General features: G+C 72.8%; 19 protein-coding genes. 12 read left to right on the top strand and 7 right to left on the bottom strand.

Annotated elements, in window-relative coordinates; genetic code table 11:
* Nucleotides 1-33 precede the first annotated feature (33 nt).
* Nucleotides 34-354 (top strand): ferredoxin, encoded by a 321-nt coding sequence (fdxA, locus tag ABZ318_RS12030; RefSeq protein ID WP_015035968.1) that lies wholly within the window; start codon nucleotides 34-36, stop codon nucleotides 352-354.
* 83 nt (nucleotides 355-437) lie between these two features.
* Entirely contained in the window at nucleotides 438-1535 is a 1098-nt protein-coding gene (gene dapC / locus ABZ318_RS12025; protein ID WP_356902350.1) for a succinyldiaminopimelate transaminase, read from the top strand.
* A 62-nt stretch (nucleotides 1536-1597) separates the two neighbouring features.
* On the opposite strand, the gene ABZ318_RS12020 is transcribed toward dapC, so the two are convergent.
* Together ABZ318_RS12020 and ABZ318_RS12015 are read right to left on the bottom strand one after the other, a co-directional pair.
* Nucleotides 1598-2056 (bottom strand): ATP-binding protein, encoded by a 459-nt coding sequence (locus ABZ318_RS12020; RefSeq protein ID WP_356902349.1) that lies wholly within the window; start codon nucleotides 2054-2056, stop codon nucleotides 1598-1600.
* Between the two features lie 675 nt (nucleotides 2057-2731).
* Nucleotides 2732-3673 carry a hypothetical protein gene (locus tag ABZ318_RS12015; protein WP_356902348.1) on the bottom strand — a complete coding sequence of 314 codons (942 nt, stop codon included), beginning with the start codon at nucleotides 3671-3673 and terminating at the stop codon, nucleotides 2732-2734.
* 29 nt (nucleotides 3674-3702) lie between these two features.
* On the opposite strand from ABZ318_RS12015, the gene dapE reads away from it, so the two are divergent.
* Nucleotides 3703-4806, top strand: a complete 1104-nt coding sequence (gene dapE / locus ABZ318_RS12010) for a succinyl-diaminopimelate desuccinylase (protein WP_356902347.1) — start codon at nucleotides 3703-3705, stop codon at nucleotides 4804-4806.
* A gap of 75 nt (nucleotides 4807-4881) precedes the next feature.
* Nucleotides 4882-5631: a TIGR00730 family Rossman fold protein gene (locus ABZ318_RS12005; protein WP_356902346.1), complete on the top strand. Its 750-nt coding sequence runs from the start codon at nucleotides 4882-4884 to the stop codon at nucleotides 5629-5631.
* A gap of 86 nt (nucleotides 5632-5717) precedes the next feature.
* On the opposite strand, the gene folP is transcribed toward ABZ318_RS12005, so the two are convergent.
* Complete coding sequence (gene folP / locus ABZ318_RS12000; protein WP_356902345.1) at nucleotides 5718-6578, bottom strand: dihydropteroate synthase; 861 nt, start codon at nucleotides 6576-6578, stop codon at nucleotides 5718-5720.
* Between the two features lie 103 nt (nucleotides 6579-6681).
* Here folP and ABZ318_RS11995 point away from each other — a divergent pair, with 103 nt between their 5' ends.
* Nucleotides 6682-7014: a hypothetical protein gene (locus ABZ318_RS11995; protein WP_093874221.1), complete on the top strand. Its 333-nt coding sequence runs from the start codon at nucleotides 6682-6684 to the stop codon at nucleotides 7012-7014.
* A complete protein-coding gene (locus ABZ318_RS11990) occupies nucleotides 7011-7595 on the top strand; it encodes a DNA-3-methyladenine glycosylase I (RefSeq protein WP_356902344.1) in 585 nt (194 codons plus the stop codon). The genes ABZ318_RS11995 and ABZ318_RS11990 overlap by 4 nt, the downstream gene beginning before the upstream one ends.
* 32 nt (nucleotides 7596-7627) lie before the next feature.
* On the opposite strand, the gene ABZ318_RS11985 is transcribed toward ABZ318_RS11990, so the two are convergent.
* The 3 genes from ABZ318_RS11985 to ABZ318_RS11975 form a co-directional block, all read right to left on the bottom strand.
* Nucleotides 7628-8848 (bottom strand): FG-GAP-like repeat-containing protein, encoded by a 1221-nt coding sequence (locus ABZ318_RS11985; RefSeq protein WP_356902343.1) that lies wholly within the window; start codon nucleotides 8846-8848, stop codon nucleotides 7628-7630.
* A 32-nt stretch (nucleotides 8849-8880) separates the two neighbouring features.
* Nucleotides 8881-10122 (bottom strand): FG-GAP-like repeat-containing protein, encoded by a 1242-nt coding sequence (locus ABZ318_RS11980; RefSeq protein ID WP_356902342.1) that lies wholly within the window; start codon nucleotides 10120-10122, stop codon nucleotides 8881-8883.
* 85 nt (nucleotides 10123-10207) lie between these two features.
* Entirely contained in the window at nucleotides 10208-11011 is an 804-nt protein-coding gene (locus ABZ318_RS11975; RefSeq protein ID WP_356902341.1) for an enoyl-CoA hydratase-related protein, read from the bottom strand.
* 312 nt (nucleotides 11012-11323) lie between these two features.
* Here ABZ318_RS11975 and ABZ318_RS11970 point away from each other — a divergent pair, with 312 nt between their 5' ends.
* Nucleotides 11324-11491: a DUF3117 domain-containing protein gene (locus ABZ318_RS11970; RefSeq protein ID WP_009997451.1), complete on the top strand. Its 168-nt coding sequence runs from the start codon at nucleotides 11324-11326 to the stop codon at nucleotides 11489-11491.
* Nucleotides 11492-11606: 115 nt separating this feature from the next.
* Here ABZ318_RS11970 and ABZ318_RS11965 read toward each other — a convergent pair whose 3' ends face one another.
* Complete coding sequence (locus tag ABZ318_RS11965; RefSeq protein WP_356902340.1) at nucleotides 11607-12272, bottom strand: O-methyltransferase; 666 nt, start codon at nucleotides 12270-12272, stop codon at nucleotides 11607-11609.
* A gap of 141 nt (nucleotides 12273-12413) precedes the next feature.
* Here ABZ318_RS11965 and sigE point away from each other — a divergent pair, with 141 nt between their 5' ends.
* The 5 genes from sigE to ABZ318_RS11940 all read left to right on the top strand — a co-directional run bounded on the left by sigE (nucleotide 12414) and on the right by ABZ318_RS11940 (nucleotide 17236).
* Nucleotides 12414-13172, top strand: a complete 759-nt coding sequence (gene sigE, locus ABZ318_RS11960; protein ID WP_356902339.1) for an RNA polymerase sigma factor SigE — start codon at nucleotides 12414-12416, stop codon at nucleotides 13170-13172.
* The gene (locus tag ABZ318_RS11955; protein WP_356902338.1) at nucleotides 13169-14143 is read left to right on the top strand and encodes an anti-sigma factor; all 975 of its coding nucleotides are present in this window, start codon (nucleotides 13169-13171) and stop codon (nucleotides 14141-14143) included. Before sigE ends, ABZ318_RS11955 begins: the two co-directional genes overlap by 4 nt.
* Nucleotides 14144-14218: 75 nt before the next feature.
* Complete coding sequence (locus ABZ318_RS11950) at nucleotides 14219-16030, top strand: trypsin-like peptidase domain-containing protein (protein ID WP_356902337.1); 1812 nt, start codon at nucleotides 14219-14221, stop codon at nucleotides 16028-16030.
* Between the two features lie 91 nt (nucleotides 16031-16121).
* Nucleotides 16122-16556, top strand: a complete 435-nt coding sequence (locus ABZ318_RS11945) for a sec-independent translocase (RefSeq protein ID WP_356902336.1) — start codon at nucleotides 16122-16124, stop codon at nucleotides 16554-16556.
* A 74-nt stretch (nucleotides 16557-16630) separates the two neighbouring features.
* A complete protein-coding gene (locus tag ABZ318_RS11940; protein WP_356902335.1) occupies nucleotides 16631-17236 on the top strand; it encodes a hypothetical protein in 606 nt (201 codons plus the stop codon).
* The last annotated feature ends 72 nt before the right edge of the window (nucleotides 17237-17308 follow it).

Raw genomic sequence — 17308 nt, 5'->3', positions numbered from 1 at the left:
CGCAGACCAGCCCTATCGAGGAGGAACGACAGCGTGACCTACGTCATCGCGCAGCCTTGTGTCGACGTCAAGGACAAGGCGTGCATCGAGGAGTGCCCCGTCGACTGCATCTACGAGGGCAAGCGGTCCTTGTACATCCACCCGGACGAATGCGTCGACTGCGGGGCCTGTGAGCCGGTCTGCCCGGTCGAGGCGATCTTCTACGAGGACGACACCCCGGAGGAGTGGAAGGACTACTACAAGGCGAACGTCGAGTTCTTCGACGAGCTCGGTTCGCCCGGTGGTGCCTCCAAGCTCGGCGAGATCGAGCGCGACCACCCCTTCATCGCCGCCCTGCCGCCGCAGAACGGCTGATCAATCTGCTCTCGGTCCCGTACGGCGTCTGCGCTGTACGGGACCGACGCGTATCGCGTACGTACGAGGAAGTGAGCCAACCCGTGAGCGCAGTCTCTTCGCGCCTTCCCGTCTTCCCCTGGGACAAGCTGGAGCCGTACAAGAAGACGGCCCTGACCCACCCGGACGGAATCGTGGACCTGTCCGTCGGCACGCCCGTGGACCCGGTCCCCGCGCTGATCCAGGAGGCCCTGGTCGCGGCTGCGGACTCGCCGGGCTATCCCACGGTGTGGGGCACGAAGGAACTGCGCGACGCGCTCACCGGCTGGTGCGAGCGGCGCCTGGGCGCCGTGGACTTCGCCCACGAGAACGTGCTCCCGGTGGTCGGCTCCAAGGAACTGGTGGCCTGGCTGCCGACGCAGCTGGGGCTCGGCGCGGGGGACGCGGTCGCCTACCCGCGCCTCGCGTACCCGACGTACGAGGTGGGGGCGCGGCTCTGCGGCGCGACGCCCGTCGTCTACGACGACCCGGTCGCCGACCTCGACCCGGCCGCGGTCAAGCTGCTCTGGCTCAACTCCCCGTCCAACCCGACCGGCAAGGTCCTCGCCAAGGACGAGCTGATCCGGATCGTGGCCTGGGCGCGCGAGCACGGGATCCTCGTCTTCTCCGACGAGTGCTACCTGGAGCTGGGCTGGGAGGCCGACCCGGTCTCGGTCCTGCACCCGGACGTCTGCGGCGGTTCGTACGAGGGGATCGTCGCGGTCCACTCGCTGTCCAAGCGCTCCAACCTGGCGGGCTACCGGGCCGCGTTCATCGCGGGCGACGCGGCCGTCCTGGGCGAGCTGCTCCAGATCCGCAAGCACGGCGGCATGATGACCGCCGCCCCGGTGCAGGCGGCGACGGTCGCGGCGCTCGGCGACGACGCGCACGTGGCCGAGCAGCGGGAGCGGTACGCGGCCCGCCGCGCGGCCCTCAGGGGCGCCCTGGAGGCGCACGGCTTCCGGATCGAGCACAGCGAGGCGAGCCTGTACCTGTGGGCGACCCGGGACGAGCCGTGCTGGGAGACGGTGGCGTACCTGGCGGAGAAGGGCATCCTGGTGGCGCCCGGCGACTTCTACGGCGAGGCCGGGGAGCGGTTCGTGCGGGTGGCGTTCACGGCGACGGACGAGCGGGTCGAGGCCGCGGTCAAGCGCCTGGGCTGAGCAAGCGCCGGAGGGCCCGGGGAGCAGGTGCTCCCCGGGCCCTTTGTGCGTCCTGGCGCGGGTCAGCCGATCGGCAGGCCGCCGAGGGTCTGGCCGGTCGGCAGGCCGCCGAGGCCACCGCCCAGGGCGCCGCCGGTGGGGCCCTCGGCGCTCTCGGCGGCGGCGCCGGCGGTCTGGCCGACGACCTCGCCCGTGCTGCCGGCCGTCTTGCCGACGACCTCCTGGGCGGCGGGGGTGGCGGTCTTGCCGGCCGTGCCGAGGGTCTTGCCCGCGGCCGGGACGGCGGTGCCGACGGCCTTGCTGCCGGTCTCGCCGACCACGCCGGTCGTGGCCTGCGAGGCGCTGTCGACGGCGCTGCCCGCCCCGGCGGCGTCCAGGGCGGTCACGCCGCCGAGGGCTCCGGTCGGCGCGAGGCCGGAGTCCAGGGCGCTCGCGGAGCCGGCCGCACCGACCACGGGGGCTGCTCCGGCCGCGACGATGAGGGCGGCGCGGGCGATCCGGCGGGTCAGGGAGAGGGACATGGTGCTCCTTCGACGAAGAGGACGATTACGCGGTGACAACCGGCCCTGGGGCGGGGGAGGTTGCGGCGGCCGAAGGTAAAGAGTTGGCAATGCGTCGTATTGTCGGGTGGGGAGGAAAACGGACGAACGTGTCATTGCGGGGGCCCTGCCGAACCGTCACTTCCCTTGTGCGCCAAGGGGACTGAGGGGGAGGGGTGACGCCTGGGAAAGGCGCCGCGAAACCCCCGCGAATTCCTTCCGTCCCGCCCCCGGCCCATGCCACGACCGGGTGACCTCCCGCACGGGTGCGCGGCACGACCGAACCGCGTACGGCAGGACCGACCGCCTCCGGCGCGTCACGTGAGCGGCCGCGTGCGCCGCCCCGGCCGCGCCCGGAAAGCCGCCTCGGCGGCCACCGAGCGGGCCGTACGCAACGGACCCGCCGCTCCGGCCGGCACGCGGCTCCCGCACGAGTCGGGTGCGGCGGCACCGCCACCGCCGACCGCCCCGTCGCGCACGGCCGACCCTCACGTCAGCCGTACGCGGACGGGAGGGGTGCCGCGGCGGTTTCCGTGTGAGCCCGCGTGCGTGCGGGTGCCGTTGTGGTGGCCGGTGGGGCAGTCGTGGTCGGGCAGGGCGCCGCCCCGGCGGGTCTCGCGGCAGCCGTACGCGGACGGGAGGGGTGCCGCCCCGTGGCTACTGCGCCAGTCGCATGCGGACCGACGTGCCGGTTCCGGGCGGTGAGGACTTCGACCAGCCGCCGGCCGCCTCGCCCGCGCGCCAGACGCGGTCGCCGAACGAGACCTCCGTGATGCGCAGCGCGTCCGCCCTCGCCACCGCCCACTGCGCCAGCTCCCAGCCGCCCCGCTCGTCCGAGCCGGTCCCCGGCGCGCTCCCCGCGCCCGTCGCCCCCCGGACCGGCACCACGAGCACCGGCGGCTCCGAGGCCGAGCGGCCCGCGCTCGGGCCGCCCGTCACCGCCTTCGGCGCCGCCTTCTCGCCGAACGACCGCACCAGCTCCCGGCGCACCTGCTCCGGATCGCCCGGCCGCCCCTTCGCCGCGCTCGCCGTACAGGTCAGCGCCGCCGGCGACCGGCCCGTGAGCGCCGCCGACAGCAGCGCGGCGTCCGGCTCGTGCTTCGCGTACGCCTGCGGGAAACCGCTCCGCTGCACCTTCTGCGCCGCCACCGTCAGCGGCAGCCGCGAGTACCCCGGGACCTTCTCCAGGCCCTCGTAGAACTTCCCCGCCGAGTACACCGGGTCCATGATCTGCGCCGGCGTCCCCCAGCCCTGCGAGGGCCGCTGCTGGAAGAGCCCCAGCGAGTCCCGGTCGCCGTGCTCGATGTTCCGCAGCGCGGACTCCTGCAGCGCGGTCGCGAGCGCGATCGTCACGGCCCGCTCCGGCAGCCCCCGGGTGGTGCCCACCGCGGCGATCATCGCCGCGTTGGACGCCTGCTCCGGAGTGAACTCGTAGCGGTTGTCCCCACTGCCCACACTGCACCGGGGCGCCCCCGTGCTCCCCGTCATCTGGTGGACGGCCACGTACGCGGAGAGGCCGAGGAGCACGGCGAAGGCGGCCGCGGAACGGGCGCGGCGGCCGCGACGGCGGGGGCGGGTGGGCTCGGACACGGGGCCCACCGTACTGGAGGCCGCGTTAGGGTCGGCACATGGCTGACATCACCCCGCCCGACGCCCTCCTCGACCTCTCCCTGGACGGGGCGGCGCTCACCGCCGCCCTCGTCGACTTCCCCTCCGTCAGCGGGACCGAGAAGCCGCTCGCCGACGCGATCGAGGGGGCCCTGCGCCTCCTGCCGCACCTCACCGTCGACCGGTACGGCAACAACGTCGTCGCCCGGACGAACCTCGGCCGCGACGAGCGCGTCGTCCTCGCCGGCCACATCGACACCGTGCCGATCGCCGACAACGTGCCCTCGCGGCTCGACGAGGACGGCATCCTGTGGGGCTGCGGCACCTCCGACATGAAGTCCGGGGTCGCGGTCCAGCTCCGCATCGCCGCCACCGTCCCCGAGCCCAACCGCGACCTCACCTTCGTCTTCTACGACAACGAGGAGGTCGCCGCCGACCTCAACGGCCTCGGGAAGGTCGCCGCCGCGCACCCTTCCTGGCTGGAAGGCGACTTCGCCGTACTCCTGGAGCCTTCCGACGGCCAGGTCGAGGGCGGCTGCCAGGGCACCCTGCGCGTCATCCTGCACACCGCCGGTGAGCGCGCCCACTCCGCGCGCTCCTGGATGGGCTCCAACGCCATCCACACCGCCGCCCCGATCCTCGCCCGCCTCGCCGCCTACGAGCCGCGCAAGCCGGTCATCGACGGCCTCCAGTACCACGAGGGCCTCAACGCCGTCCGGATCGAGGGCGGCGTCGCCACCAACGTCATCCCCGACGCCTGCGCCGTCACCGTCAACTACCGGTACGCCCCCGACCGCTCCCCGGCCGAGGCCCTGGCGTACGTCCGCGAGTTCTTCGACGGCTGCGACATCGCCGAGTTCGTCGTCGACGACGAGAGCCCCGGCGCCCTGCCCGGCCTCTCCCACCCCGCGGCCGAGGCCTTCATGAAGGCCGTCGGCGGCAGCGCGCAGCCCAAGTTCGGCTGGACCGACGTGGCCCGTTTCAGCGCCCTCGGCGTGCCCGCCGTGAACTACGGCCCCGGCGACCCCATCTACGCGCACAAGCGGGACGAGCACGTCCCCGTCGACCGGATCCACCACTGCGAGGCCCGGCTCCGCGACTGGCTGACCACCCGTCTCCCGTAATTTCGCATTTCGTCACCTCAGTGGTTCTACGCTGGCCGGACCAGAAGATCGTCGGTTCGACGGAGGGAGCAGGCCATGGGTATCCCTGAAGGGGAGACGAAGCCGGAGGAGCAGCGGCTCGGGCCGGTGCTCAGGCGCAGGGACCAGGTCCAGCCGGGCACCACGGACCAGCGGCTGCTCGACACCGAGGGCGACTCGGAGTGGGTGCACACCGACCCCTGGCGGGTCATGCGCATCCAGTCCGAGTTCGTCGAGGGCTTCGGCGCCCTCGCCGAACTGCCGAGCGCGATCAGCGTCTTCGGCTCGGCCCGTACGAGGCCGGACTCGCCGGAGTACGAGGCGGGCGTGCGGATCGGCCGGGCGCTCGTCGAAGCGGGGTTCGCCGTCATCACGGGCGGCGGGCCGGGCGCCATGGAGGCGGCCAACAAGGGGGCCAGGGAGGCCAGGGGCGTCTCGGTGGGCCTCGGCATCGAGCTCCCCTTCGAGCAGGGGCTCAACCCGCACGTCGACATCGGTGTGAACTTCCGCTACTTCTTTGTCCGAAAAACTATGTTTGTGAAGTATGCGCAAGGCTTCGTCGTCCTGCCCGGCGGCCTCGGCACCCTCGACGAGCTCTTCGAGGCGCTGACCCTGGTCCAGACCCGGAAGGTCACCCGCTTCCCGATCGTGCTCTTCGGCACGGAGTACTGGAAGGGCCTCGTCGACTGGCTGCGCGACTCGGTCGTCGCCGGCGGCAAGGCCTCGGAGCACGACCTCCTCCTCTTCCACGTCACGGACGACGTGGAGGAGGCGGTGGCCCTGGTGACGAAGGAGGTCGGCCGGTAGGCCGACCGGCGCCGGTCGGTTGTGGGCAGGCGTTCCGCAGGGCGGAACGGGTGGGCACAACCGACCACCGGGCCTCAGGAGCAGGTCTACGCCAGCCCGCGCCGGGCGACCGCCGGCGGACGGTGACCGGCGATGGACGCCACCATGTCCAGTACCTGCCGCGTCTCCGCGACCTCGTGCACCCGGTACACCTGGGCGCCGAGCCACGCCGAGACCGCCGTCGTCGCCAGCGTCCCGAGGACCCGCTCCTTGACCGGCCGGTCGAGCGTCTCACCCACGAAGTCCTTGTTGGACAGGGACACCAGCACCGGCCACCCCGTCGCCGCCATCTCCCCGAGCCGCCGCGTCGCCTCCAGGCTGTGCCGGGTGTTCTTCCCGAAGTCGTGACCGGGGTCGATCATGATCCCGTCCCGCCGCACGCCGAGCGAGGCCGCGCGCTCCGCGAGGCCCACCGTGACCCGCAAGATGTCGGCCATCACGTCCTCGTACTCCACCCGGTGCGGCCGGGTCCGCGGTTCCGCGCCGCCCGCGTGCGTGCAGACGAGCCCCGCCCCGTACTTCGCGGCGACCTCCGCGAGCCGCGGGTCGACCCCGCCCCACGCGTCGTTGAGGACGTCCGCCCCGGCCTCGCAGACCGCCTCGCCGACGTCCGCCCGCCAGGTGTCGACGCTGATCACCACGTCGGGGTGGCGCCTGCGGACCTCGGCGACGAAGCCGACCGTGCGCCGCGCCTCCTCCTCGGCCGTCACCTCCTCGCCGGGGCCCGCCTTCACCCCGCCGATGTCGATGATCGCCGCCCCCTCCGCCACGGCCTGCTCGACCCGGGCGAGCGCGGGCTCGTCCCGGAAGGTCGCGCCCTGGTCGTAGAAGGAGTCCGGGGTCCGGTTCACGATCGCCATGATCACCGGCTCGTGCGGCCCGAATTCACGCCGTCCCAAGCGCAGCATCCCTTTTGTCCTCCCTCGCGTCCGTTCGCCTGTGACCCTAACCGTCGGTGGCACGTGGCACGATCGGCACGGGACGTTTTCCACTCCGGGGAGAGGCGCGCAGGTGTTCTGGTTTCTGCTCATCACGATGGTCGTGGTCGTGGCCGCGGTGACCCTCGCCGTGGTCGGCGGCGGCGACAGCGAGGTGCTGCCCGAGGTGGCGCCCGAGCAGCTCGTCGACCCGCTTCCGGTCGCCCGCCCGGTGGACCGCGCCGACGTCGAGGCGCTCCGCCTCCCCGTCGCCCCCCGCGGCTACCGGATGGCCGACGTGGACGACGTCCTCGTGCGCCTCGGCGCCGAACTCGCCGAGCGCGACGCCCGGATCGCCGAGCTGGAGGAGGCGCTCGCGGGCGCGGGCGGCGCCGGTGACGCCGGCGCGGAGGGCGGCGAGAAGTGACGGGCGAGGCGATCCCCGGGCCCGACGGGCTGCTGCGCTGCCCCTGGGGCCTGTCGACCGAGGACTACGTCGCGTACCACGACGAGGAGTGGGGGCGCCCGGTCCACGGCGACGACGCGCTCTTCGAGCGGCTCTGCCTGGAGGCCTTCCAGTCGGGCCTGTCGTGGATCACGATCCTGCGCCGCCGCGAGGGCTTCCGGCGCGCCTTCGCCGGCTTCGAGATCGCCTCCGTCGCCGCCTTCGGCGAGGCGGACCGCGAGCGGCTCCTCGCCGACGAGGGCATCATCCGCAACCGCGCCAAGGTCGACGCGACCCTGGCCAACGCGAAGCTGCTCGCCGACTGGTCCCCGGGCGAACTCGACGCGCTGATCTGGTCCCACGCCCCCGACCGGACGACCCGCTCCGCCCCGCGCACGCTCGCCGAGGTCCCGGCGGTCACCGACGAGTCGACGGCCCTCTCCAAGGCCCTCAAGAAGCGCGGCCTCCGCTTCATCGGCCCCACCACGGCCTACGCCCTGATGCAGGCGTGCGGTCTGGTCGACGACCACCTGAAGGGGTGCGTGGCCCGGGGCGACGGGTAGGGGGTGCCTTGCCGCCCCGGGCCACGCGCCCGTCAGAAGACGTGGACGCGATCGGCGGGGTCGTACATGGTGATGTACTGCGGGCCGCCGATGCCACCGCGGCCGTTGCCCGGGTAGACGTGCAGGTCCCAGAAGTTGATCGTCCGCATGAGATCGGCCTTGCCGTCGCCCGTCACGTCGCCGACGGACATGACCGGCTCGTTCGACGGCCAGGCGTACGGCAGCTTGGTGCGGGCGCCGAAGGTGCCGCTACCGTTGCCCGGGTAGAGCCAGAGTCCGCGGGAGCCGTCCCGGGCGACCAGGTCGGACTTGCCGTCGCCGGTCATGTCGCCGGGCGCCACGAGCCGGTTCATGGCGTTCCAGCCGCCGCCGACCTTCTTGCGCGCGCCGAACCAGCCGTGGCCGTTGCCCGGGTACGTCCACAGGACACCGGCGGTGTCCCGGGCGACCATGTCGCGGCGGCCGTCGCCGGTGATGTCACCGACCGCCTTGATCTCCTTCATGGTGTTCCAGCCGCCGCCGATCTTGACGCGGGGCTTGAACCAGCCCCGGCCGTTGCCGGGGTAGAGCCAGAGCACGCCGGCCCTGTCGCGGGCGAAGACGTCCTCGTTGCCGTCGCCGTTGTAGTCGCCGTGCCGGACGATCTGCGTCATGGCGTTCCAGCCACCGCCGATCAGCGTGCCCTTGGTGTTCCAGTTGGCGTCCCGTACGCCGTTGAGGAACCACAGACGGCCGTCGTCGGCCCGCTCCACGAGGTCCGGGAGGGCGTCGTTGTTCAGGTCCCCGAACCGCGCGGCGGCCGGCAGGCCGCTCGGACGCTTCTCGGCCGACCAGTCGAACCACGGAACGCCCTGGGTCGCCTCGTAGCTGGTGGTGGCCACGCGGATGGAGCTGATCTTGTTGTCGAGCTGGCCCATGACGGAGCCGTCGAAGCTGATGGGGCCGTTGTGCGGGTCCACGTGCAGGGAATCGCCGCCGGTGTACCGGGGGTCGCTCCAGAGGACGGCGTACAGACCGGAGTTGTTGACCACCGACGAGATCGTGTTGTCCCAGGTGCCCAGGGTGGCCTGGCTGGACGTGATGATCTTCATCTCGCCCTGGTACTCGCGGTACTGGAAGACGCACAGCCGGCCCGAAGGACAGCGTTCCGAGCCCGCCGCGGCGGGCGGGGCGGCGGTCATCAGCGTCGCCAGGGAGGCCGCCGTGGTCACGGCGGCGGCCAGGGCGCGGCGGCCCCGGTTGCTGCGGATCATGAATCGGAATCCGTTCACGAAGAGGGAAGAGGTCAGAAGGCGAAGCTGGTGGACCGGAGATCGCCGAGGTCCCGGGGCGCGAGGAGGTGCCCGTCGGCGGTGCCGGGGTAGACGCGGAGCCGGACCCGGCCCTCGTAGGACTCCCTGCCGGGGGCGTGCGCCACCAGGTCGGGGCGGCCGTCACCGGTGACGTCGCCGAGGCCGGCCAGCTCGGCATGGCTGTTCCAGCCGCCGGTGCCGATGAGCTTGCGCGTGGTGAACCAACCCCGGCCGTTGCCCGGGTAGAGCCAGAGCTTGCCCGCCGTGTCGCGGGCGACCAGGTCGGCCTTCTTGTCGGAGTTCATGTCGCCGGCGCCGACGAGCTCGTTGATCGCCTTCCAGCCGCCGCCGACCTTCTTGCGGGCGCCGAACCAGCCGCGCCCGTTGCCGGGGTACGTCCACAGGACGCCGTCGCTGTCGGAGGCGAGCAGGTCCGCCTTGCCGTCACCGGTGAGGTCACCGGCCGCGGCAAGGTCCCGCATGGTGTTCCAGCCGCCGCCGATCTTGACGCGGGGCTTGAACCAGCCTTGGCCGTTGCCGGGGTAGAGCCACAGGGCACCGGCCTTGTCGCGGGCGAGGACGTCCTCGTTGCGGTCGCCGTCGTAGTCGCCGTGCCGGGTCAGCTTGGTCATGACGTCCCAGCCGCCGCCGACGAACAGGTTCCGGCCGGGGCTGGTGTAGGCGTGGGACGTCCACAGCTGGCCGATCAGGTTCCGCGCGACGACGTCGGCGTACCCGTCGTGGTTCAGGTCGCCGAACGCGCCGGTCGCGGGGAGCGTGGCGGGACGCGGACGCGGGTTGTCATACAGGAACGGCAGACGGCTCTCGGTGCCGCAGAAGTCGTCCGCGTCCGGGCCGATGTCGACGGAGCTGACCGCCCGGTCGAGCTGCGGGTAGGCGCTCTCGTCGAAGGACTCCGAGTTGTAGAAGTGGATCGAGCCGTCCGGGTCGAGGCCGGGCTTCGGGTAGAAGCAGACGGCGTCGTAACCCGGCAGGTGGCTGATGAACGACCGGATGCGGTTGTCCCAGGAGCCGAGGGACGCCATCGGCTTCCGGATCACGATCATGTCGCCCTGGTACAGCGGCTGGCTGAAGCCGCACACGGCGTTGTCGGGACAGCGTTCCCAGCCGTCCTCGGCGGCCGCCGGCGAGGACAGGGCGGTGGCGGACAGGCCGAGGGACAGGCCCGCCGTGAGCGCGCCGCGAAGAAGGCGCGCGGAAGGAGAAGGACGCACGGAACCCCCCAGGTATGTGCGTACGAATGGTGAGCGGATCCTATAGACCCGCCCACCAGTCGTTACCGACGGGTTCCGTCCGGACTCAGCGGCCCAGGTACTTCGGCTTCTCCTTGGCGATGAAGGCGCGGACCGCGATCGTGTGGTCCTCCGAGGCGCCCGCCAGGGTCTGGAGCTCCTCCTCCTTGCCGAGGGCCTCGGTGAGGGAGTGGTCGGCGCCGAAGGCGAGGGACTCCTTCAGGGCCGCGTACGCCACCGTCGGGCCCTGCGCGAGGGTGCGGGCCACCTTCTCCGCCTCGGCGGCCAGGTCGGCGGTCGGGACCAGCCGGTTCACGATGCCCAGCTCGTACGCCTCCTGGGCGCTGATCGAGCGCGGGAAGAGCAGCAGGTCGGAGGCCCGGCTCGCGCCGATCAGCCGGGGCAGCGTCCACGACACGCCCGAGTCGGCGGTGAGGGCCACGCCCGCGAAGGAGGTGTTGAAGGAGGCCGTGTCCGCGACCACCCGGTAGTCGGCCGCGAGCGCGAAGCCGAAGCCCGCCCCGGCGGCGACGCCGTTCACGCCCGCGACGACCGGCTTGCGCATGCCGGTGAGCGCGCGCACGATCGGGTTGTAGTGGTCACGGACCGTGTTCATGGTCTCGCTCGTGCCGGACTCCTGGTCGGCCGTGAGCAGCCCGACGTGCTCCTTCAGGTCCTGGCCCACGCAGAACGCCCGGTCGCCGGCCGCCGTGAGCAGCACCGCCCGAACGGCGGGGTCGGCCGCGGCCGTCTCCGCGGCGTCCCGGAGGGCGACCTTGGCCGCCACGTTCATCGCGTTCATGGCCTCGGGCCGGTTGATCGTGATGGTGGCGAGCCCGTCGCTCACCTCGTACAGCACCGTGTCGGCCATCGGGATCCCTTCGCCTCATTGCGTGGTTGACCAGCCCAGCATGGCGGAGATCACCCGTGCCGCCCATGTGAGGTGCGTCAAAGACGGGAAGGAGCCGCTCCGACATCGAGCGGCGAAGTATCGCAGGCCGATCCCCGAAATGTGGGGTTTTGAGAGAGCGCGTTGCGCAAGCGATGCCAAGCGATGTTGGTCATCGGGTCCTGCCATGCGGGATAATGACCTGGAAGCAATGTGTTCGAAGCCGGTGACGCGTGCTCCACATCAAGGAGCTGCCCGGCTGACGATGAGCTGGTTTCAGGAAGGGGAACAAGCATGGCGGCCATGAAGCCGCGGACGGGTGATGGCCCGCTCGAGGTGACCAAGGAGGGGCGGGGCATCGTCATGCGCGTTCCGCTCGAAGGCGGCGGTCGGCTTGTCGTCGAGCTGACCCCGGACGAGGCCGAGGCGCTGGGCGACGCCCTCAAGAAGGTCGTCGGCTGACCCTCTTCTCCACGATTCCTGAGCGCTGCCCCGGTACGGTCCGCCGTGCCGGGGCAGCGGCGTCTCCGGCGGCGGCGCGCCCCCGTGGGGCGAGCGGTCAGGGCCGGACGAACGGTCAGCCGCGTCGTACCGCGCAGAGCAGGCCGTCGCCCACCGGCAGCAGGGAGGGGACGAACTCCTGGCTCTCCCGCACCGCGCGCAGCAGCTCGCGGATCCGCTGGACCTCCGCCGGCTGGGCCCCCGAATCGACCGTGCGGCCGTCGGCGAAGACCCCCTCGAAGCAGACCAGACCCCCCGGTCGCAGCAGGCGCAACGATTCAGCGAGGTAGTCCAGGTACTCGAGCCGGTCGCCGTCGCAGAACACGAGGTCGTATCCGCCGTCCGCGAGCCGGGGCAGCACGTCCAGGGCGCGGCCGGGGATGAAACGGGCCCGGTTGCCCGCGAAGCCGGCCGCCCGGAACGCCGTCTTGGCGAGCTGCTGACGCTCCGGCTGGAGGTCCACCGTCGTCAGGACGCCGTCCGGCCGCATCCCGAGCAGCAGGTAGATCCCGGACACGCCCGTGCCGGTGCCGATCTCCGCCACCGCCTTGGCGTCCGCCGTCGCGGCGAGCAGGCGCAGCGCCCCACCGGTGCCCGGCGACACCGAGGGCAGCCCTGCCTCCCGGGCCCGCTCCCGGGCCCAGCGCAGAGCTTCGTCCTCGGCGACGAAGGCGTCGGCGAACGACCAGCTCGTCTGCCGGTTGGCGGTAATGGCCCTCTCCTGTCCCCGTAGTTGACGCAACGGTGACTGTATCCGCTGTCAGCGGGAACCCGCAGATGGGACCGTGCGTTCACCAGGGGTAAGGACGCGACGAGGGAGCCGGGCGAGCCGGCCCCAAATTCGCGTAAAGATTCTTATCCGGAGCTAACGGGCGAGGTGGCTATGGTAGGGGCTCCACTGGACACCACCAGAGCCGACAGGGGAGGTGCGGCTGCGCTTGTGGATCGGGGAGGAGTGCTTCGGCGTCTTCTCAGGTCGGCGGGTGAGCCGAAATCCGTGACCGACACCGCTGACCGTTTCCGCACCACCGACTCCGCTCCCACCACCGCGACCTTCGCATCGGATGCGGAATCGCAGGCGTGGACCCCTCCCACCTGGGAGGAGATCGTCAGCACCCACAGCGGCCGGGTCTACCGCCTCGCCTACCGCCTGACGGGCAACCAGCACGACGCCGAGGACCTGACCCAGGAGGTCTTCGTCCGCGTCTTCCGCTCGCTGTCGACGTACACCCCGGGCACCTTCGAGGGCTGGCTGCACCGCATCACCACCAACCTCTTCCTCGACATGGTCCGCCGCAAGCAGCGCATCCGTTTCGACGCGCTCGCCGACGACGCGGCCGAGCGGCTGCCCAGCCGCGAGCCCTCTCCGCAGCAGGTGTTCAACGACACGCACTTCGACGCCGACGTGCAGCAGGCCCTCGACACCCTCGCGCCCGAGTTCCGCGCGGCCGTCGTCCTCTGCGACATCGAGGGACTGTCGTACGAGGAGATCGCCGCGACCCTCGGCGTGAAGCTCGGCACCGTCCGCAGCCGCATCCACCGCGGCCGCTCCCACCTGCGCAAGGCGCTCAAGCACCGCTCGCCCGAGGCCCGGGCGGAGCGTGCGCTCGCCTCCGTCGGATGGGAGGCAGCGACAGCGTGAGCGGCACACGTCCCACGTCGCCGACCCCCGCGGAGCACCACCTCGGGGACCGGCTGGCCGCGCTCGTCGACGGCGAGCTCGGCCACGACGCCCGCGAGCGGGTCCTCGCCCACCTGGCGACCTGCGCCCGCTGCAAGGCCGAGGCCGACGCCCAGCGCACGCTGAAGAGCGTCTTCGCCTCGGCGGCCCCTCCGCCGCCCTCGGAGGGCTTCCTCGCCCGCCTCCAGGGGCTCCCCGGGGGACCCGGCGAGCCGGGAGGGCCCGGCGGACCGCGCGGCCCCCTCGAAGAGCTCCTCGGCACGGGCGGAGTGAAGTCGGACGGCTTCGCCACCGCCGTCGTCACCCCGCACCCCGGCACCCCCGGCGCGGGCTTCCGCATCCACGCCGTCGGCCACCGGCCCTCCGGGACCTCCGGACGGGGCCGGCGCTTCGCCTTCGCGGCGGCCAGCGCCGTCTCGTTCGCCGCGATCGCCCTCGGCGGCACCCTGCCCCTCGAAGCCTCGGTGAGCGCGAGCGCACGCGGCGGCCAGGGCACCGGCAGCGCCGTCACCCCGCTGCGCGCCACCGCCACCGGCGGCGCCGTCACCCCACTGCGCACCACCGCCACCGGCGGCACGAGCACCGGGACCGGCGGCACGAGCACCGGGACCGGCGGCACGAGCACCGGGATCGGCCTCGGGCGCGGCACGCGCTCCGGCGAGCGACCGGGCGACTCGTCCGTCGGCGACGCCGAGCCGCGTGCCGCGGTGGCCCGGGCCGAGGTCCCACCGGGGCCGATGGTCGTGGCGGTGGCCCAGGGGACGGTCCCCCAAGGACCGGTCGTGGCCGTGGCCCAGAGCACGGTCCCGCAGTCGCTCCTCGCCCTCTCGCCGTTCGTGCGGCCGACGGCTCCGGCCCTCCAGCTGGCCTTCGCCCCCGGGCCCAGCCCGATGGCGAGCCCGTCGACCGGACCGCTCGGCTCCCACCGCTGACCCGCGACCTGGTTGAATCCAGGGGCAGGGGCGCCCGACCCAGGGCGCGGACGGGTCAGCTGTTGCGGGGAGAGCATGAACAACGGGAAGCCGAACTGGTGGAGCCGGCCTTCGAGCACACCGGAGGCGGCGCGGATACCCACGCCGCCCCCGGCCGACGAGGGCGACGGTGACTTCCCCCTGCCCGCGCCCCAGCCCTCCCCCGGGCAGGAGCCGGCCGACCTGACGGACCCGGCGCCGGCCTCCGGGCCCCGGGCACCCGAACCGCCCGCGGCGCAGCCCGTGGCGGCCGGTTCCGGGCAGCCGGGGGAGACCCCGGCCCCGGAGGCCGCGCCCGCGCCGGCGGTCGAGCTGACGAAGACCGCCCCCGAGCCCGCCGTCGAGCCGACGAAGACCGCGCCGGAGCCCGCGGCCGGGCCCGCCGCCGTACCCCCGGCAGAGCCGGCCCCCGTGGCGGCCCCCGTGCCCGCCGCGGCCCAGGCCTCCGAGGCCCACGCCCCCGCGCCGCAGGCGCGGCAGCCCCTGCACACGCCCGACGAGTACCGCACGCCGCCCTACGGCGAGCCGGGACCGTGGGCGCCCGCGCCGCCCGTGCAGCGCCCGCCCGCCGCCGTACCGCCGCAGGCGCAGCCCCACCCGCAGCCCCATCCCCAGCCACCGGCGCACGCCCACCCGCACCCCCAGCCGCAGGGCGCGGCCGCGCCCTGGGTGCAGTACGACCCCTGGAGCGCCCCCGGGACCGGCGCCCCGCCGCTGCCCCCGAAGAAGTCCCGGAAGGGGCTCGCGATCGCGGCCGCGCTCGCCTTCGCCCTGGTCACCGGCGTCATCGGCGGCGGGATCGGCGCGTACGTCGAGCGGAACGGCGGACTCACCACCGTCGAGCTGCCGCAGGCCGAGGCCGGGGACACCGGCCGCGCCCCCGACAGCGTCGCCGGGATCGCCGCCAGCGCCCTGCCCGGCGTGGTCACCCTGCACGTCCGGGGCAACGGCTCCTCCGGCACCGGCACCGGATTCGTCCTGGACACCAAGGGCCACATCCTCACCAACAACCACGTCGTCGACGGGGCCGCGTCCTCCGAGGACATCTCGGTGACCTTCTCCAGCGGCGAGACGGCCCGCGCCAAGCTCATCGGCAAGGACACCGGCTACGACCTGGCCGTCGTCCAGGTCACCGGCGTCTCCGGCCTCAAGCCGCTGCCGCTCGGCAACTCCGACAACGTCCGCGTCGGCGACCCCGTCGTCGCCATCGGCGCCCCCTTCGACCTCTCCAACACCGTCACCTCCGGCATCATCAGCGCCAAGGAGCGGCCGATCACCGCCGGCGGCGAGAAGGGCGACGGCAGCGACATCAGCTACGTCGACGCGCTCCAGACCGACGCCCCCATCAACCCCGGCAACTCCGGCGGCCCGCTGCTCGACTCCAAGGCGCGGGTCATCGGCATCAACAGCGCGATCCGCGCCGCCGGCGGCGGCTCCGGCGACGGAGAGGACGGCGGCGCGAGCCAGCCCGGCTCCATCGGCCTCGGCTTCGCCATACCGGTCAACCAGGGCAAGCGCGTCGCCGAGGAGCTCATCAACACCGGCAAGGCCACCCACCCCGTCATCGGTGTGAGCCTCGACATGCAGTTCCAGGGCGACGGCGCCCGGGTCGGCGAGAAGGGCAAGGACGGCTCCGCCTCCGTCACCGCCGGCGGCCCGGCCGCCAAGGCGGGGCTCCGGCCGGGGGACGTCATCACCAAGGTCGACGGCCAGCGCGTGCACAGCGGCGAGGAGCTCATCGTGAAGATCCGCGCCCACCGCCCCGGCGACAGGCTGGAGCTCACCCTGAGCCGGGACGGCAAAGAGCTGACAAAGACGTTGACGCTCGGGTCCTCGCAGGGCACCTGAGCGCCGTGTGGCGGACACCGCGAGGTACCCGTCCGACAGTTTGGGCGGGTACCGTGGACCGGGCCCTGGACCGGCGTGAAGGAGCTACTAGGTGTTCAGCGACATAGGCGCACTCGAGCTGGTGACGCTCGTGGTCCTCGCCGTGCTCGTCTTCGGGCCGGACAAGCTCCCGAAGGTGATCCAGGACGTCTCGCGCTTCATCCGGAAGGTCCGCGAGTTCTCCGACAGCGCGAAGCAGGACATCCGCAGCGAGCTGGGCCCGGAGTTCAAGGACTTCGAGTTCGAGGACCTCAACCCCAAGACGTTCCTCCGCAAGCAGCTGGAGAGCAACGAGGACCTCAAGGAGCTCAAGGAGCTGCGCGGCACCTTCGACCTCAAGAAGGAGATGAACGAGGTCGCCGACGCCGTCCACGGCCGCGAGTCGGCGCCCGCGCCCGCCGCGGTCAACGGCTCCCCGGACCTGCTGAAGAAGCAGGACAAGACGGACACCGAGGAGCGCCCTCCGTACGACTCCGACGCCACCTGACGACGGCCTGTCACCGAACCACTCCTCCTCGGTGGCTATCCTCCCTCTGTTGACGGAACGAGGAGGCGGCCGAGATGAAGACGACGAGTCGGGTGGAAGCCGATGGCTTTCTGCGCGCACCCTTCGCCTGGTACGGGCTGGACGAGGCGTTCACCGGCCCGCGCCGGCTGATGCAGGTCGGCACGGCGGCGGACGGCACCGTCCAGCACGGCTCGATGGGCCACGGTGACGAGCCGTCGATAAGGTCCGAGGCCGGCAGCGCGGAGAAGGAGCGCTTCGCCGTCGTCGTGACGGTCGCCGCGAACCCCGTGCGCCGCACCGGAGACGGCACCGGCGTCCTCGACGCCACCACCGTCTCCTCCGCCGCCTGGCTGGCCGGCTCCGGGCTCCTCGCCCACACCTGGCCCGCCTCCCTCGACCACGCGCTGCGGGACCACTGGCTGGACCAGCAGACGGAGACGGCCTTCGAGCTGGCCGACGACCTCGACGGTCCGGACTGGACGACCCTGTCGCTGCCCGTGGACGGGGTGCCGGTGCCGTTCCACTACCGGGAGTCCGAGTTCGGCTGGGTCCTTGCCGGATCCACGGGAGAGGTGCACATCGGGGCGTACGGGCGGGGGATGAGCGCGTACGGGCTCGGCTTCTCACAGGTGAAGGACCTGGGCGCGTACGGCGCCTGAACATGACGAACCCGGGCGCTTACGGCGCCTGGACGTGACGAACCCGGGCGCGTACGGCGCCTGGACGTGACG

The sequence above is a fragment of the Streptomyces sp. NPDC006197 genome (genome assembly GCF_040613865.1).
In the GTDB taxonomy this organism is placed as follows: domain Bacteria; phylum Actinomycetota; class Actinomycetes; order Streptomycetales; family Streptomycetaceae; genus Streptomyces.
The sequence above is the reverse complement of the archived record's forward strand: the minus strand, read 5'-3'. Positions and strand labels throughout refer to the sequence as shown.